At 46.4% G+C, this 16,895-nt stretch carries 14 protein-coding genes; 6 read left to right on the top strand and 8 right to left on the bottom strand.

All coding sequences use genetic code 11. The features are described from left to right. Positions 1 to 2 precede the first annotated feature (2 nt). A complete protein-coding gene (gene glnE, locus ICN33_RS02790) occupies positions 3 to 2,816 on the top strand; it encodes a bifunctional [glutamate--ammonia ligase]-adenylyl-L-tyrosine phosphorylase/[glutamate--ammonia-ligase] adenylyltransferase (RefSeq protein ID WP_216194342.1) in 2,814 nt (937 codons plus the stop codon). Positions 2,817 to 2,826: 10 nt separating this feature from the next. On the opposite strand, the gene recN is transcribed toward glnE, so the two are convergent. Then, entirely contained in the window at positions 2,827 to 4,497 is a 1,671-nt protein-coding gene (gene recN / locus ICN33_RS02785; protein WP_216194340.1) for a DNA repair protein RecN, read from the bottom strand. Positions 4,498 to 4,523: 26 nt separating this feature from the next. Then, positions 4,524 to 5,429, bottom strand: a complete 906-nt coding sequence (locus tag ICN33_RS02780; protein WP_216194338.1) for an NAD kinase — start codon at positions 5,427 to 5,429, stop codon at positions 4,524 to 4,526. Between the two features lie 37 nt (positions 5,430 to 5,466). Here ICN33_RS02780 and hrcA point away from each other — a divergent pair, with 37 nt between their 5' ends. The 5 genes from hrcA to dnaJ all read left to right on the top strand — a co-directional run bounded on the left by hrcA (position 5,467) and on the right by dnaJ (position 11,571). Continuing rightward, positions 5,467 to 6,477, top strand: a complete 1,011-nt coding sequence (gene hrcA, locus ICN33_RS02775) for a heat-inducible transcriptional repressor HrcA (RefSeq protein WP_216188667.1) — start codon at positions 5,467 to 5,469, stop codon at positions 6,475 to 6,477. A 46-nt stretch (positions 6,478 to 6,523) separates the two neighbouring features. Next, a complete protein-coding gene (gene hemH / locus ICN33_RS02770) occupies positions 6,524 to 7,618 on the top strand; it encodes a ferrochelatase (RefSeq protein WP_216194335.1) in 1,095 nt (364 codons plus the stop codon). 66 nt (positions 7,619 to 7,684) lie between these two features. Beyond that, entirely contained in the window at positions 7,685 to 8,239 is a 555-nt protein-coding gene (gene grpE / locus ICN33_RS02765) for a nucleotide exchange factor GrpE (RefSeq protein WP_216194332.1), read from the top strand. A gap of 157 nt (positions 8,240 to 8,396) precedes the next feature. Continuing rightward, entirely contained in the window at positions 8,397 to 10,334 is a 1,938-nt protein-coding gene (gene dnaK / locus ICN33_RS02760) for a molecular chaperone DnaK (protein WP_216194330.1), read from the top strand. 100 nt (positions 10,335 to 10,434) lie between these two features. Beyond that, the gene (gene dnaJ / locus ICN33_RS02755) at positions 10,435 to 11,571 is read left to right on the top strand and encodes a molecular chaperone DnaJ (protein WP_216194329.1); all 1,137 of its coding nucleotides are present in this window, start codon (positions 10,435 to 10,437) and stop codon (positions 11,569 to 11,571) included. A 29-nt stretch (positions 11,572 to 11,600) separates the two neighbouring features. On the opposite strand, the gene panB is transcribed toward dnaJ, so the two are convergent. The 6 genes from panB to ICN33_RS02725 are packed head-to-tail and all read right to left on the bottom strand — an operon-like array spanning position 11,601 to position 16,870. Beyond that, positions 11,601 to 12,419: a 3-methyl-2-oxobutanoate hydroxymethyltransferase gene (panB, locus tag ICN33_RS02750; RefSeq protein WP_216194327.1), complete on the bottom strand. Its 819-nt coding sequence runs from the start codon at positions 12,417 to 12,419 to the stop codon at positions 11,601 to 11,603. A gap of 17 nt (positions 12,420 to 12,436) precedes the next feature. Further along, positions 12,437 to 12,964: a 2-amino-4-hydroxy-6-hydroxymethyldihydropteridine diphosphokinase gene (gene folK / locus ICN33_RS02745; protein ID WP_216194325.1), complete on the bottom strand. Its 528-nt coding sequence runs from the start codon at positions 12,962 to 12,964 to the stop codon at positions 12,437 to 12,439. A gap of 52 nt (positions 12,965 to 13,016) precedes the next feature. Next, the gene (gene pcnB, locus ICN33_RS02740; protein ID WP_216194323.1) at positions 13,017 to 14,417 is read right to left on the bottom strand and encodes a polynucleotide adenylyltransferase PcnB; all 1,401 of its coding nucleotides are present in this window, start codon (positions 14,415 to 14,417) and stop codon (positions 13,017 to 13,019) included. Beyond that, entirely contained in the window at positions 14,414 to 15,094 is a 681-nt protein-coding gene (locus tag ICN33_RS02735; protein WP_216194321.1) for an HAD-IB family hydrolase, read from the bottom strand. The genes pcnB and ICN33_RS02735 overlap by 4 nt, the downstream gene beginning before the upstream one ends. Before the next feature lie 19 nt (positions 15,095 to 15,113). After that, a complete protein-coding gene (gene hda / locus ICN33_RS02730) occupies positions 15,114 to 15,869 on the bottom strand; it encodes a DnaA regulatory inactivator Hda (RefSeq protein ID WP_216194317.1) in 756 nt (251 codons plus the stop codon). An 11-nt stretch (positions 15,870 to 15,880) separates the two neighbouring features. After that, complete coding sequence (locus tag ICN33_RS02725; protein ID WP_216194315.1) at positions 15,881 to 16,870, bottom strand: AI-2E family transporter; 990 nt, start codon at positions 16,868 to 16,870, stop codon at positions 15,881 to 15,883. Positions 16,871 to 16,895 lie beyond the last annotated feature (25 nt).

Below are 16,895 nucleotides of genomic sequence, written 5' to 3'. Positions count from 1 at the left end.
GAATGGATGATTTTTCCCGACAAATCGATTTTTTAGAGCAACACTCGACCTATGCGCGACGCTGGCTAAGTGCTCGCCCCGAATGGCTTGAATGGCTTCGTATGCAGGGGCAGATAAAAGTCGATTCTCAGGGTATTAGAGATTTATTAAAAGACTGTGGTGTCGATTGCCTAGCCCATGAGCAAGATGAGGCTCTATGGATGGCCAATCTCCGCTTGGCAAGGCAGCGTCTGATGCTATGGGTGGCATTTCGAGACTTAAATGGTATGGCTGACCTCCAAGAGGTTACCCAAGCACTTAGCCATTTTGCTGAATTAGCAGTTTCTGCTTCGATTGCTTTTATCCGTGAAGATCTCAAAAATCGTTTTGGCCTGCCTTGGAGTAGTTCAACACAATCTGAGATGCCTCTGATGGTCGTCGGGATGGGTAAATTAGGCGGCCTTGAGTTAAACCTCTCGTCAGATATTGATTTAATTTTTCTATACGAGCATGAGGGCGAGACTACTGGTGGTCCTAAGAGTTTGTCTAATCACGAGTGGTTTACTCGCATGGGTAAACGGTTGATTAAGTTGCTTGCTGAGCACGATGCCAATGGTTTTGTATTTAGGGTGGATATGCGTCTTCGTCCTAATGGGGATTCTGGACCGTTAGTGTGCAGTCTAGATATGTTGGAAGAATATCTCATGGTGCAGGGCAGGGAGTGGGAGCGTTACGCCTGGATTAAAGGTAGATTAATTGCACCATTACCAGAATCTCCCGATTTTGCGTACTGTCAAAAAGAGCTTGATCAACTTATTCGACCCTTTGTATATCGCCGACATTTGGATTACGGTGTGATTGCCTCCATTCGTGATTTACACGCGCAGATTCAGGCGGAAGCTGAAAAGAGATCCTCGGGTCATCAAGGTCGATCAAGAGATATTAAATTGGGGCGCGGCGGCATTCGGGAGATTGAGTTTCTGGCACAAATGTTTCAACTGATGCGAGGTGGTACGGATCCCCGCTTTAGAGTGCGACCAAGTTTAGAGGTCCTAGAGCTGATTAAGCAGTGTGGCATTTTGCCTGCTCACGAAGTCGAGGTCTTGCAAGCAGCTTATGTTTACTTAAGACGCTTAGAGCATCGTATTCAAGTGTGGGATGACCAGCAGACCCACTATCTTCCAGAGGATGGAGCAGCACGCTCACGTTTGGCGATTTCGATGCAGGGACAAAATTCCCAGGTAGATACTTTTATGGCCGAATTAGAGCGCCATCAAAATAATGTTGCGCAGTTATTTGAAAAAGCGTTTTTATTAGATGATGGTGCCCGTCTGGAGATGGCGCCTCTATCTCTAGACTGGGCGCCCGACCAGACATTTTTTCCTGATTCCCATGTTCGTTGGCGGGCGTGGATTGATAGCCCTAAACAAAAATTATTGCCGCAAAAAAGCCGGTTAATTTTTGATAACTTAATGTGTAAGGCAGCAGAGAGTTTGCAGATTGAAAGTGCATCTCCTGCGCATGCTGATAAAACGCTGTTACGTTTTTTTGACTTGCTTGAAGCAATTGCAAGACGTAGTGCCTATCTTGCCATTTTGTCGGAGTACCCTAGAGCCCTTTCTAATGTTCTGGATTTACTCAAGGCCTCGCAATGGGGTGCTTTATATCTCACGCGTCACCCCCATTTATTGGATCATTTGTTGAACGCTCAATCAGAGAGGGCGTTAATTGAGGATCCAGAAAAATATTGGTCAGAGGTGCGTTCAAATCTCAATATGCAACTTGATGACGTGATGGCTCAGGGTGATGGTTCTGAGCAGGCAATGGATATTTTGCGAGTCACCCATCACAACGAAACTTTTATTACGTTATTGACCGATCTAGGTATCGGTATACAAAAAGCCTTACCGGTAGAGCGTGTGAGCGATCATTTATCTGCTCTGGCAGATTTAATTTTGCAGGCTACCTTTGAGCGTGTTTGGCCAAGCGTCGCCAAAAAATTTGATCTTCCCGCTGATGCGAATCCACCTTTTGCCATTATTTCTTATGGCAAGTTAGGCGGTAAGGAATTGGGCTATGCCTCTGACTTGGACATCATATTTTTATATCAGGCAGATGAGTCTGATTATGCTGCGCAGGAAATCTATGCCTTGCTTGCAAAACGGATGATTAATTGGCTCACTGCATTTACCTCAACAGGTAGTTTGTTCGAAATTGACACCCGCCTCCGTCCGAATGGCTCTGCTGGATTCTTAGTTACGAACGCGGAGGCCTTTAAAAAATATCAACTGCGTGAAGGTGATAACGCCGCCTGGGTATGGGAGCATCAAGCGCTAACCCGGGCTCGTTTCTCTGCTGGAAGTGTGGCTGTGGAAGCCTTTTTCGATTCCGTTCGCTCAGAGGTATTAAGTCAGCCGCGAGATGTTGATCAGCTGCGACTTGAGATTCTAGAAATGCGTCGCAAGGTGCATGCGGGTCATCCCAATGCCAACGTCGAATTTGACTTAAAGCATGATGCAGGCGGCATGGTCGATATTGAATTTATTGTCCAGTTTCTAGTCTTAGCATATGCCCATCAGCATTCTCAACTGATTGGTAATCTGGGTAATATTGCTTTGTTACGTATCGCTGGTGATGTAGGCTTAATTACCGAGCAAGCCGCCCATTCTGTGGGAGATGCCTATCGCTTAATGAGGTCTCGTCAACATCGTTTGCGTTTGGATGGTGCTGAGAAAACCCGCATTCATTTAGAGAATGAGCCTGAACTGATTGCTGCAAGAGACGCAGTGCAAGCGCTATGGCTGGAGATATTCAAGGCACCTTCTAATAGCGATTAGGAGGCAGGGCCTAGTTTTGCTCTAGCAACTCACGAGCATGACGGCGTGTGGTGTCGGTAATGGTGGCGCCACCAAGCATGCGCGCTACTTCTTCAACTCGTTCGGCTCTGCCTAAGATCTGCACTTGCGAAACAGTCTTTTCACCACTTTGTGACTTGCTAACTTTGAGGTGATGATTGCCTTGGGCAGCAACCTGAGGTAAATGAGTCACACATAATATTTGGTGCGATTGACCCAATTGATGCAAGAGCTTGCCAACTGTTTCAGCCACTGCACCTCCAATACCTGCATCCACTTCATCAAATATGAGAGTTGGTGTAAATGAGGCTTTGCTAGTGATGACGCTGATTGCTAAGCTAATACGCGCTAACTCACCGCCTGATGCTACTTTTGCTAGTGACCGTGGGGTACTACCGGCATGGCCTGCAACTAGGAACTCAATTTGCTCAAGACCGTGGGAACCACCTTCATTGAGAGGTGTTAGAGCAATCTCTAGGCGACCGCCAGCCATAGATAAATCTTGCATTGCATCTGTTACTAATTTCCCGAGATCAGATGCCGCTTTTTCACGTTTTTGTGAGAGTTGTTTAGCGAGCTTTAAATAAGCACTTTCCTGTTGCTGGACTTGCTGTCTAAGCGCTTCAATATTTTGGGAGGCAGTTAAAGCTTCAAGTCGCTCAGTAGTTTTTTGCAGTAATGCAGGGAGCTCGTCTACTTCGGCGCGATATTTTCGGGCTGTACTGTGCAATGCTTGCATGCGCTCTTCAACTTGGGCAAGCCTAGCGGGGTCAAGGTCAATCTTTTGTAAGTAGCGATTGAGGCCATGAATAGCTTCATCGAGCTGAATGGTTGCAGACTCTAGAGCTTGGTTGATGTCAACTAGTGCCGGATCATGTTCTGCTAGTGCGCCAACATTGGCACATACTTTGGACAGTGAAGATTCAAGAGAGTTATCGGCATCACTCAAGATTTCAATTGCCTCTTGGCAGCCACTAATCAGCTTTGCACCATTTGCTAAGCGTGCATGCTCACTTTGAATGCTGATCCATTCACCTTCTTGTGGAGCAAGCTCATTAAGCTCCTCTAGTTGCCACTCAAGACGTTCACGCTCGCGTTCCACATCTTGGCCTGCATTTTCTGCTTGCTCTAGACGACGACGAGAATCCGAAAGTATTTTGAATGCCTGCGCTACTTCAGTAGCAAGCGGTAATAGTCCGGCATGACGATCTAAAAGCTCCCGTTGAGCACCGCCCTTGAGCAAGAGTTGATGGGCATGTTGACCATGAATATCCACTAATTGGTCACCTGCCTCGCGTAATTGCACCAATGTCGCAACACTGCCATTAATAAAGGCCCGACTTCGTCCACTGCTTTCTACGGTTCTTTTAAGTAATAGACTTTGGCCATCATCTTCCAAAGGGAACCCTTGTTCATCAAGCCATTGACCAAAAGATTGGACTAATTCAGGTTCAATGCGAAAGAGTGCAGAAATTTCTGCGCGGTTACTGCCTTCACGTATTTGGCTGCTATCTGCGCGTTCACCTAGGACCAAGCCAAGAGCGTCAAGCAGAATGGATTTACCTGCGCCAGTTTCGCCGGTGAGCACGGTAAAGCCGCTAGAGAAATCTAGCTCTAGCTGGTCAACAATGACAAAGTCACGAAGTGAGATGGTTTGAAGCATGTATTAGCGTAGCAAAAAGCTCGACATCAGAAAGTCGATGGGTATTCATTCCAATGCAATTTCTCACGCAAAGTTTTGTAGTCGCTGTGATTGCTGGGGTGTAAAAGGGCAATTGTTTTATCGGATTGACGTACTTCAATCTTGTCACCGCTTTGCAAGTTAGTTTGCGATTGCATATCAAAATTCACAATTACCTCGAGTCCATTAACCACTTCAATCACAGTGACGCTATCTTGTGGCAAGACGATTGGCCGATTAGAAAGCGAGTGTGGCGCAATGGGCACTAGCAAAATACCTGCAACATGGGGATGCAAAATAGGTCCACCAGCTGAAAGTGCGTAAGCCGTTGAGCCGGTAGGGGTTGAGACGATTAAACCATCGGATCTTTGGTTATACATAAATGAGCCGTTGACGTGAACTGCTAGTTCGACCATTCCAGAAATTCCAGAGCGGTTTACAACGACGTCATTGAGTGCTAACGCACGATTGATCTCTTTGCCGTCACGAAGAACTACGGCATCGAGCAAAGTGCGCGTATCGGCTTCGTATTCACCTGCAATAATTTTGGGAAGGGTGGCTTGAACGGACTGAATGGGGATATCGGTCATGTAACCAAGACGACCCATATTAATTCCGACTAGCGGCACATTACTGCCTGCGAGTTGACGACCAATGCCTAACATTGTTCCATCGCCACCCAGAACAACGACTAAATCGATTGCCCCAGCAAAATTCTCGGCAGTTTCGGTGGGGAAGTCTTTTAAGCCAACATGCTTTGCCGTGGCTGCCTCCAAAAATACCTCACACCCTAGCCCCTTAAGCAGTTTTGCCAGATCTTTGAGGTGTTCCTCGATCCCGTCTGCCTGGTATTTGCCGACAAGCGCGATCCGGCTAAATGCCTTCTTGGTGGAATTTGGGGATGGGCTTAACATATAACGATTAAACCATAGGCATAAAATCCCTTCCACCATGGATGAACGTTCCCGCGCACTACTAAAAACCCTCATCGAGCGCTATATCGAGGAGGGTCAGCCTATTGGCTCGCGTACGCTCTCTAGATTCTCGGGTTTAGACCTCTCTGCAGCCACTATCCGCAATGTGATGGCGGATTTAGAGGACATGGGGTTGGTCACCAGCCCCCATACTTCTGCTGGCCGCATCCCAACCCCAAGGGGCTATCGCCTCTTTGTGGATACGATGGTGACTGTCCGCCCATTGGAGGCGATGGCAGCTCGAGAGGTTGAAAAAGGCCTTTTGCCTGATTCGCCACAAAGGGTTCTCAACTCGGCAGCACAGATTTTGTCCAACCTAACCCACTTTGCAGGGGTGGTAATGACACCTAAGCGAGCTCAGGTTTTCAAACATATTGAGTTTTTGCGTTTGGGTGAAGGCAAGATATTGCTCATCATGGTTACACCAGAAGGCGATGTGCAAAATCGGATATTGCCTACAACCCAGGATTACACCCCCAGTCAACTCATTGAGGCGGGTAACTTTATTAACGCCCAATTTGCTGGCAAAAGCTTTGATCAAGTGCGCATGCATCTGAAATCCGATTTAGATAATTTGCGTGCAGATATCTCCGGCTTGATGGCTTTAGCTTTGCAAACGGGAGTAGCTGATTACGATATGGGTCGCGGTGACATGGTGCTCTCGGGCGAGCGACGATTGCTCAATGTCGGAGACTTAAGCTCTAACTTGGATAAGTTGCGCAAGATGTTCGATATGTTGGAGCAGAAATCAGTACTCATGCAATTACTTGATGTATCAAGTCATGCCGATGGTATTCAAATCTTTATTGGCGGTGAGAGTGACTTATTGCCTTATGAGGATCTTGCCGTCATTAGCGCCCCGTATAGCGTTGATGGTCAGGTGGTGGGGACGCTTGGCGTTATTGGGCCGACGCGGATGGCGTATGACCGAGTTATACCCATTGTGGATATAACCTCAAAATTATTATCAGGTGCTTTAAGTTCCTAACCCAAACCCTTATTTATTTATAACTCATTACTAGAGACAGAACATCTTGAATCAGAACCCGCATCTACGCGCTTCCAAAACTGCAGTCTTACTATTGAACTTGGGGACACCATCGGCTCCGACATCCAAAGCGGTGCGCGCTTATTTAAAAGAATTTCTCTCTGATCCACGTGTAGTAGAAATTCCTCGCATTATTTGGTGGTGCATTTTGAATGGCATTATTTTGCCCATTCGAAGCAGTGCTTCTGCAAAAAAATACGCCTCTATCTGGTTGCCAAAATTAGGTTCACCATTAATGCATTACTCACGCTTGCAAGCAAAAGAGTTGGGTGAGAAATTTGCGAATGAGGGCCATACAGTCTTAGTTGACTTGGCGATGCGGTATGGTGAGCCATCTACCCAGTCAGTCCTTGAGAGCCTGAAGGCGCAGGGCATGGAGCGTTTATTACTAATACCTTTATATCCCCAATACTCAGCTACTACAACAGCATCTAGCTTTGATGAAGTATTTCGTATCTTCAGCACTTGGCGCGATCAACCTGAGTTGCGTTTAGTTAAGCACTATCACGACAACCCTGCCTATATTTATGCATTAAGAGATCAGGTATTGTCGAGTTGGGATGTGGATGGGCGACCCGATTTTGCAAAAGGTGATCGCTTTGTGATGTCTTTTCATGGCTTGCCAAAACGCAATTTAATGAAGGGTGACCCCTATCACTGCGAGTGCTTGAAGACTGGTCGTTTACTCGGCGAATCTTTAGGCTTAGAGCCCGGTCAATATATTGTGACCTTTCAATCTCGCTTTGGTAAGGCCGAATGGTTAAAACCCTATACAGCCCCCACCATTGAAAAATTGGCTAAGGAAGGTTGCGAACGGATCGATATTTTCTGCCCAGGATTTCCGGCTGATTGCTTGGAAACACTGGAAGAGATTGCTATGGAAGCCCGTGAAATCTTTTTGGAACATGGCGGTAAAGACTATCGCTATATTCCTTGCTTAAACAGTAACCCCAAGTGGATTGAGGCTCTCAGCCAAATCGCCCACCATCATTTGCAGGGCTGGTCCTTAGGGGTGGAGTCTGATATTGAATTGGCGAAGCGCAATGAAAGGGCTGAGCTAGCCGAAAGAACGAAGTCTTGAAATCGAAACAATTGACCCCATATTACAAACTAATAGCCATCTTTATAGAAAAGTAAAATAGCGTCCATGACACAAGAAAATCAAAACCCGTCCCCAGAGCAAGAAAATGCTTCTGCAGATTCTCAGGTGAATGAAGCGGCAGCCGCTGATCCCACTGCTGTTAAAACACCAGAACAAGAGATTGATGAACTCAATCAAAAGATTGGCGAGTTACAAGATAATTTCTTGCGCGCAAAAGCAGAAGGGGAAAATATTCGCCGTCGTGCTGTTGAAGATATTGCCAAAGCGCATAAGTTTGCAATTGAAAGCTTTGCAGAGCATTTAGTGCCGGTTACGGATAGTCTCTATGCAGCATTGAGCACAGATGCCGGTGATGCCAAAGCCTTTAAAGAGGGCTTAGAAATTACTCTCAAGCAGTTGCTATCCGCCTTTGAGAAAGGTCGCATGACTGAAATTAACCCTACGATTGGGGATAAATTTGACCCTCACCACCACCAGGCAATCGCTTCAGTTCCTTCTGAGCAAGATTCCAACACCGTGGTGTCGGTGCTTCAGAGGGGCTATACCGTTGCCGACCGGGTTCTGAGACCAGCTTTGGTAACGGTTAGTGCCCCAAAGTAAGCTAAAAAGTAAGGGGAAAGCTCCAAAAAGGCATAAAAAAGGCAGATTTCTGCCTTTTTTGCTATTTATCCCCTTGAAATCCCCTTTTTAGACCCCATTTACTGGGTATCGAAATATTCATTAGTAAAACAAAGCAACTTAATTTTTTGGAGCAATTATGGGAAAGATTATCGGAATTGACTTAGGAACCACAAATTCATGTGTTTCAGTCGTTGAAAACAATGCACCTAAGGTCGTCGAGAATGCCGAAGGCGGTCGCACAACTCCATCCATCATCGCCTATGTTGAAGATGGTGAAGTATTGGTTGGTGCGCCTGCAAAGCGTCAGTCAGTAACAAATCCTAAAAACACCATCTACGCCGTGAAGCGTTTGATGGGCCGTAAATTTACTGATCCTGAAGTGCAAAAAGACATCGGCTTGATGCCTTATTCAATTATTGCTGCTGATAATGGTGATGCTTGGGTTGAAGCACGCGACAAGAAAATGGCGCCACAACAAGTGTCCGCTGAAATTTTGCGCAAAATGAAAAAAACCGCTGAAGACTATCTCGGCGAAGAAGTGACTGAAGCAGTGATTACTGTTCCTGCTTACTTCAATGACAGCCAACGTCAAGCTACTAAAGATGCTGGTCGTATCGCTGGCTTAGATGTCAAGCGCATCATTAATGAGCCAACAGCTGCTGCATTGGCATTCGGCTTAGACAAACAAGACAAAGTGGATCGCAAGATTGCTGTGTATGACTTGGGCGGCGGTACATTCGACGTATCCATTATTGAGATTGCTAACGTTGACGGTGAGAAGCAGTTTGAAGTGCTCTCTACCAACGGCGACACATTCCTGGGTGGCGAAGACTTTGACCAACGCATCATTGATTGGATCATTGCCGAGTTCAAGAAGGAACAAGGCGTTGACTTGAGTAAAGACGTTTTGGCATTGCAGCGTTTGAAAGACGCCGCAGAAAAAGCCAAGATCGAATTGTCATCTGCGCAACAAACCGAAATTAATTTGCCATATGTGACAGCTGACGCTAGCGGTCCTAAGCATTTGAACTTGAAGTTAACCCGTGCCAAATTAGAGTCTTTGGTTGAAGAGTTAATCAACCGTACAGCTGGCCCTTGCTTGACTGCGATTAAAGATGCTGGCGTGAACGTGGCTGACATTGACGACGTAATTTTGGTCGGTGGTCAAACTCGTATGCCTGCGGTTCAAGATAAAGTAAAAGAAATCTTTGGAAAAGAACCACGCAAAGACGTTAATCCAGATGAAGCGGTTGCTGTTGGTGCCGCAATTCAGGGTTCTGTGCTGTCTGGCGATCGTAAAGACGTATTGCTCTTGGACGTTACCCCATTGTCATTGGGTATCGAAACTCTTGGTGGTGTAATGACCAAGATGATTCCAAAGAACACAACGATTCCAACCAAGCATTCACAGGTTTATTCCACTGCTGAAGATAATCAGCCGGCCGTAACGATCAAGTGCTTCCAAGGTGAGCGTGAGATGGCCGCTGCAAACAAGTTGCTCGGTGAATTTAATCTTGAAGGTATTGCTCCAGCGCAACGTGGTATGCCACAAATTGAAGTGACCTTCGACATTGATGCCAACGGCATTTTGCATGTAACAGCAAAAGATAAAACCACTGGTAAAGAGAACAAGATCACGATCAAGGCAAACTCAGGCTTAACCGAAGAAGAAATTCAACGGATGGTTAAAGATGCTGAAGCCAACGCTGCTGAAGATAAAAAAGCGCTTGAGCTGGTCACTGCACGCAACACTGCGGATGCCTTAGCTCACTCCACCAAGAAGGCTCTTGAAGAGCATGGTGCTAGCTTAGAAGCTTCCGAAAAAGAGGCGATTGAAGCAGCCCTTAAAGACTTAGACGAAGCAATCAAAGGTAGTGATAAAGAAGCGATTGAAGCAAAAACAGAAGCTTTGGGTAAGGCAAGTCAGAAGCTAGGCGAAAAAGTCATGGCTGCTGAACAAGCTAAAGCTGGTGGCGCTGCTGCAGGTGCCGCTCCTGGTGGCGCAGCTCCTGGTACTGCTCCTGACGCAGATGTTGTGGATGCTGACTTTAAAGAGGTTGATGACAAGAAGTAATTCTGAAATCAGATATTCGTTAACGTAGTTTTGATGTACTTAAACAACAAGTCGGCCTCGTGCCGACTTGTGTCATTCAGGTTGTTGAGAGGAATAGGCCGTGCCTAAAAGTAAACGCGATTTTTATGAAGTACTTGGTGTAGCAAAAGGTGCCAGTGATGATGAGTTGAAAAAGGCTTATCGCAAGATGGCGATGAAACATCACCCAGATCGCAACCCCGATAGCAAAACGGCTGAAGCCCAATTTAAAGAAGTAAAAGAAGCCTACGAAACCCTAACAGACCCTAATAAGCGTGCTGCATACGATCAGTATGGACATGCTGGCGTTGACCCATCAATGGGTGGTGGTTTTGGTGGGGGTGGTTTTGGCGGCGGCGGATTTGCCGATGCCTTTGGCGACATCTTTGGCGACATCTTTGGTCAAGGCGGTGGCAGGCACGCTGGCCCCCAAGTCTACAAAGGTGCAGATTTACGTTACAACATGGATATCAGTCTTGAGCAGGCTGCCGAAGGGTATACAACTCAAATTCGTGTACCTAGCTGGAGTAATTGCAAGCCATGTCATGGTACTGGCGCTGAGCCTGGGTCAAAGGCTGAGACCTGCACGACTTGTGATGGTCATGGACAGGTGCGTGTGCAACAAGGCTTTTTCTCCATGCAACAAACATGCCCAAAATGCCGCGGCACTGGCGAGTACATTCCTAAGCCGTGTAAAACTTGCCATGGCAGTGGAAAACATAAAGAACAAAAAACACTGGAGATCAAAATACCGGCGGGCATCGATGATGGTATGCGTGTTCGTTCAGTTGGCAATGGCGAGCCTGGCATTAACGGCGGACCATCTGGCGATCTCTATGTAGAGGTGCGCGTACAGCCTCATAAAGTGTTTGAGCGTGATGGCAGCGATTTGCATGTACAAATGCCAATCTCATTTGCGACAGCTACTATCGGCGGCGAAATTGAAGTTCCAACTCTCTCCGGGCGCGTTGAGTTCCCAATTCCAGAGGGTACGCAGACTGGTAAGACGTTCCGCTTACGTCATAAAGGGATTAAAGGCTTACGCTCCACCTTGGTTGGCGATCTTTTTGTGCATGTTTTGGTGGAAACGCCGATTAAGCTGACGGATGAGCAAAAGAAATTGCTGCAAAAGTTTGATGACAGTCTAAAGTCAGGTGGCGACAAACACAGCCCCCAACAAAAGGGTTGGTTTGACGGCGTAAAGAGTTTCTTTAGCTAAAAATTAGCGGGACTTGGGCTGGCTAGCAATCAGCCAGCAAAACCATGTTCGGGTCCGGGGAATTTCCCGGACTTCACTTCGCGTACATAAGCCTTAATAGCTGCTTCAACAGAGTGGTGACCATCCATAAAGTTTTTGACAAACTTCGGTGGCTTACCAGGGCTAATGCCCAACATATCTTGTAAAACCAATACTTGACCAGAGCAATTTGGCCCAGCACCTATGCCAATGGTTGGAATGTGAAGTTCTGCTGTAATCTTTTCGCCTAGTGATGAAGGGATGGCTTCCAACACCACCATTTGAGCACCAGCTGCCTGGCATGAAAGCGCTTGCTCAAGCATGATGCTAGCGGCATCTTTGGATTTGCCTTGGACTTTGTAGCCGCCTAAGACATGAACGGATTGTGGTAGCAGGCCTAAGTGAGCGCAGACAGGAACGCTTCGCTCTACTAAGTGACTAATCACATCAACTTGCCATTCACCTCCGCCTTCGAGCTTCACCATATCCGCGCCAGCGCGCATCAAATGGGCGGCCGACTCTAAGGCTTGCACGGGATCGCCGTAGCTCGCAAATGGCAGGTCGGCGATGATAAATGCATGAGTATTGGCGCGGACGACACATTCGGTGTGATACGCCATTTGCTCTACGGTGACTGGTGTTGTGCTGGAATGTCCTTGAATCACGTTACCCAGTGAATCACCAATCAAAATAGTTTCAACTCCGCAGCGATTTAGAAGCGCTGACATAGTTGAATCATATGCCGTGAGCATAGATATCTTTTCGCCCTCAGCATGCATTGCGAGGAGCTTGGTAATTGTGATTGGCTTGTCGCCCTGTAAGTAACCCATGGCGAGAGTTTAATGAATTAATGAGCCGTTTGGCTATAAACGTTTTTTTCTCCGCAATTGCAGTTTCTGCAGGGGAGTTTCTCTATTCTTTGGTGGGCTACGTTAGGTAAATAGGCTTTGAGTTCACCCCAGTTGGGTAAAAAGAGATCAGGCGCTATTTCCAGGAGGGGTAGGAGTACAAAAGAGCGCTCAATGATTTTGGGGTGCGGAAGCATTAACTCTGTTTCATTTTGAGTGACCCCTTCAAAAGAAAGGATGTCGAGGTCGAGTGTCCGAGGAGCGTTTGCATATGGTCGTTCACGACCAAATTCTTGTTCGATAGCCTGGCAAACGTACAAAAGACCATATGGGCTTAACTCGGTTTCAACTTCAATGACGGCATTAATGTAATCGCCGCCCGTAGCCTCAACAGGAGCGCTTTGGTAAAAACAGCTTTTTGCCAAAATTTGTAGTTCAGACCGCAATGCCAAGCAAACAATGGCATCAGTAATAAGCTGACGCGTGTCGCCGATATTGCCACCAAATCCAATATATACCCGTGCCATAAATTTCCAAACTAGAGATGAAACTACTTTACTGAATTTTCTCTAAGTCTGCTTAGCTTGCCGCACTCTCTGGGGGCACTGCTGATTTTGGCTTTCTACGGCGCCGTCTTTTGGCAGGGCTTGGGCTGTTGCCGGATTCATTTTTGGCGCTAACCATTAGCTCGTCTTGTCTTGCGGGGTCTGCTGCAATAAAGTCTGTCCACCATTGGCCAATCTCTGGATTTAGCTCTCCAGTTTCACAGCGTAGCAACATGAAGTCATAACCCGCTCTAAAACGAGGGGATTCGATCAAGCGAAAGGGAAAACGACCTACGCGTCTCTCAAAGCGGGGCTGCATTGACCAAATCTCGCGCATATCGCTTTCAAAGCGACGTTGAATGGTCATGCCACTACTTTGCGTTGCAATCGTGTCATCCATCGCATCTTGCAAAGCGGGAATATTAGCCATTCCTTTGGCAGAATTGGCTTTCCAATTCTTCAGTAAGTCAGGCCAAAGTAGGGTGGCAAATAAAAATCCAGCAGAAACACTTTTGCCAGATTGGATGCGATCATCAGTATTGGCTAAAGCAAGTTTTACAAAGTTGTTAGCCCCCTTAGACTCTTCACCCTTATCCAGGATGTGATCTAGTAGCGGGAGTAGACCGTGGTGCAGACCGGCATCTTTTAGTCCCTGGATTGCTGACCAGGAGTAGCCTGACATTAAGAGCTTTAGGATTTCATCAAAAAGTCTGGCTGAAGGCACATCATTTAAGAGTGTGCCCAACTTTGCAATGGGTGCACGTGTAGCACTGTCTAGTTCAAAGCCAGTTTTGGCTGCAAAGCGAACTGCCCTAAGCATGCGAACGGGATCTTCGCGATAGCGCTTTGCCGGATCACCAATCATGCGTAAGGTCTTCTTTTGCATATCAGCCATTCCACCGTGATAGTCAAGAACGGTTTCGGAAGAAGGGTCGTAATACATCGCATTGATTGTGAAATCACGCCTTGCAGCATCCTCGCCTTGAGAGCCCCAGACGTTATCTCGTAGGATCCGGCCACTCTCAGCCACATGATCTCCGGCATTATCCAATAGGGCTCTAAAGGTCGATACCTCAATGATTTCAGGGTGACCTTTACCAAAAAAGGTGACATGCACAATCTGAAAGCGGCGACCAATTAGGCGCGCTTTACGAAAAAGTCTTTGTACTTGATCTGGCGTTGCATTGGTTGCAACGTCAAAATCTTTTGGGCTGATGCCTAGGGCAAGATCTCTAACTGCGCCCCCAACAATAAATGCCTCATAGCCAGCTTGCTGCAATGTATGTGTCACCTTTACTGCGTTCTTCGAGAGCAAGTGAGGATCAATACGATGTGCTTTTTTTGGAATACGTTTTGGAGCGCCAGTGTTATTGGCCTGAGTGTGCTTGACCATGGGGTCGCGCCGCAAAATACGTTTAATAAATTTAGTGATCATGCAAACAATTCAAGAATGGGCCAGTTACGCTGCTTGGCTTCGTTGCGAAGGCGATCATCTGGATTGGTGGCAACAGGATGACTTACTTTTTCGAGTAAAGGAAGATCGTTCATCGAGTCAGAATAGAAATAGCTATGAGACAAAGTATCTAAAGACAACTGTTGAGATGAAAGCCAGTCATGCAAATTCTGAATCTTGCCTTCGCGAAAATTCGGAATACCTTTGACTTGGCCGGTATAGTTAGCTAAGGGTTCGTTATTTGCGGTAGCAGGTTCTGTAGCAATTAGATGCTCAATGCCAAAACCCTCAACAATGGGGCGCGTAACAAAACTGTTGGTAGCGGTAATGACGCAGCAAAGATCTCCAGCATCCTGGTGACGCTTTACAAGATCAATCGACTTTTGTCGGATCTGACCGTTAATCACTTCTTTCATAAATGCGTCATGCCATTCTTTCAATTGCGCGCGAGAATGCTCTGAAAGTGGTTTTAAGGCAAAGCGTAAAAATTCATGAATATCGAGCTTGCCATCTTTGTAGTCTTGATAAAAGCGTTCGTTTTGTCGTGCGTAGTATTCGCTACCCACAACTCCAATGCGAGCCAAAAATTGACCCCATTCGTAATCGCTATCGCAGGGCAAAAGAGTGTGGTCTAAATCGAAAAGGGCTAACTGAGTCACGAATGAAATATTTAATAAATTATTTAGGCTGCAAAAGCTCTCGTACAAGAGGCAAAGTGACAGCACGTTTTGTTTCAAGTGAGTAGGCATCCAATGCATCAATCAAAGCCATTAAGCTGGGCATATCTCGGTAAAACCGGCTTAATAACCACGGCAACACATCGGGAGATAAAACAAGACCCCGTGCTTTGGCCGCTTCCTCTAATGCCTGTATTTTCTCATCATCGTCCAAAAGTTGTGTCTGAAAGATCAGACCCCAGCCCAGACGGGTTCGTAGATCTTCCCGAAGCTTCAAATTGGCCGGGGAAGCCTTGCCGGCCATAAAAATATGAATCGCCTTGCTAGCCTGAACCACATTGAGGATACGAAAAAGCGACCCAACGAGACGATCGTCTAAACGATCAACATCATCTACGGTAATCACTGACGGGGTAGTGCTTTCGGAGATTGTGCCCATCTTCTCTTCAAGGCGAACCCAGGAGGTGGGCTCGAATGGGGTGAGGGCGATATGTTCTAAACCAGCGTAATCAGCTGCATTTCCAACGGCATTTATTAAATGAGATCGTCCAGAGCCTTCTGGTCCCCACCAATAAATCCAACGTTGATTTAAGGGGTTCTCAGAGCTTTGAGCATCACCTCTTTTCCAAGAACGTTCAATATCTTGTAGCGCAGAAATTAAAGCAAGATCTTTTCCAGGAAGATAGTTTTCTAAACTCGCTTTAGGCGAATGACTGATATCAAGCGCAAATTGTTTTGGAAGTGAGGGTGTATTCATTACTACCAGATTTACTTTTGATACCAAGCGCTTTGCGTATAAATAGACCATAAGTACTGGACTAAGACTAAGCTGACCGCACTAATTGGCAGGGCGAGCAATACGCCAAAGAAGCCAAAGAGTTTGCCAAAGAAAAGCAACGCAAACAAGACGGCAACAGGATGCAGGCCAATGCGCTCACCAACTAGGCGCGGCGTCAAGAAGAAGCCTTCTAGGAATTGCCCAATTCCATAGATGACTAGTACACCGATGATTTGTGAGCCTGGACCAAATTGAAGAAGGGCCGAGACTATAGCAAGCGTGAATCCCAGTGTAATGCCGATATAAGGAATCACAATCATTAAGGCGGTAAAAATACCCAAAGCAACCGCACCTTTGATACCAATCAAACTCAAGCTAATGCTATAGAAAGCAGACATGATGGAAACAACAATCACCATGCCATTGAGGTACTGAGAGAGTAGACCATCCGTGTGCATTGCAAGATGGTGAACAGTTTCTTGGGCACGCTTAGGCACTAAATTTTTAATGTACTGAAAAAACTGATTCCAATCGATCAGTAAATAAAACATCACAAATAGAATTAATACACAATTTACAAAGCCAGTGATAACCGAGCTGCCCGACATGAGTACCGTGTCTATCGTGGTACTCATCAGTGAGTCAGCATTGTCACTAATATGCTCTGAAATTTTTTGCGAGGCTGTATTTTTTAAAGTACCCCAATCAACATCAATATGAAATTCAGCTAATTTAGGTCCCAGCCATGCCTGGGTATTTGAGATCCATCCTGGGAGCTGGGCTTTGATTAGGGGAATTTCTGTTTTAAGAAGGCCAACAAATAGGCTCACAATGGCAATTACGACTGCCAGACCTAGAACAACGGTGAGAGCTGCAGCCAAAGATGCGGGTAAGCGCCTTCTTTCCAGCCATAGAAAAGCAGGCCGCAGGATGTAGGCCAGTATGAATGCAGCCAGAAAAGGGGTAAAAATTTCAGCCATTACAAGTAATCCTCTAGAATTCAAT

Origin of the sequence: Polynucleobacter sp. UB-Tiil-W10 (assembly GCF_018881605.1) — a bacterium.
GTDB lineage: Bacteria > Pseudomonadota > Gammaproteobacteria > Burkholderiales > Burkholderiaceae > Polynucleobacter.
Note: the sequence above shows the minus strand (reverse complement) of the source record. Positions and strands in the feature narration are given on the sequence as shown.

Coding starts and splice junctions, on each gene's coding strand:
- glnE (WP_216194342.1), top strand. CDS start 3: ATGGATGATTTTTCCCGACAAATCGATTTTTTAGAGCAACACTCGACC.
- recN (WP_216194340.1), bottom strand. CDS start 4,497: ATGCTTCAAACCATCTCACTTCGTGACTTTGTCATTGTTGACCAGCTA.
- ICN33_RS02780 (WP_216194338.1), bottom strand. CDS start 5,429: ATGTTAAGCCCATCCCCAAATTCCACCAAGAAGGCATTTAGCCGGATC.
- hrcA (WP_216188667.1), top strand. CDS start 5,467: ATGGATGAACGTTCCCGCGCACTACTAAAAACCCTCATCGAGCGCTAT.
- grpE (WP_216194332.1), top strand. CDS start 7,685: ATGACACAAGAAAATCAAAACCCGTCCCCAGAGCAAGAAAATGCTTCT.
- dnaK (WP_216194330.1), top strand. CDS start 8,397: ATGGGAAAGATTATCGGAATTGACTTAGGAACCACAAATTCATGTGTT.
- panB (WP_216194327.1), bottom strand. CDS start 12,419: ATGGGTTACTTACAGGGCGACAAGCCAATCACAATTACCAAGCTCCTC.
- folK (WP_216194325.1), bottom strand. CDS start 12,964: ATGGCACGGGTATATATTGGATTTGGTGGCAATATCGGCGACACGCGT.
- pcnB (WP_216194323.1), bottom strand. CDS start 14,417: ATGATCACTAAATTTATTAAACGTATTTTGCGGCGCGACCCCATGGTC.
- hda (WP_216194317.1), bottom strand. CDS start 15,869: ATGAATACACCCTCACTTCCAAAACAATTTGCGCTTGATATCAGTCAT.
- ICN33_RS02725 (WP_216194315.1), bottom strand. CDS start 16,870: ATGGCTGAAATTTTTACCCCTTTTCTGGCTGCATTCATACTGGCCTAC.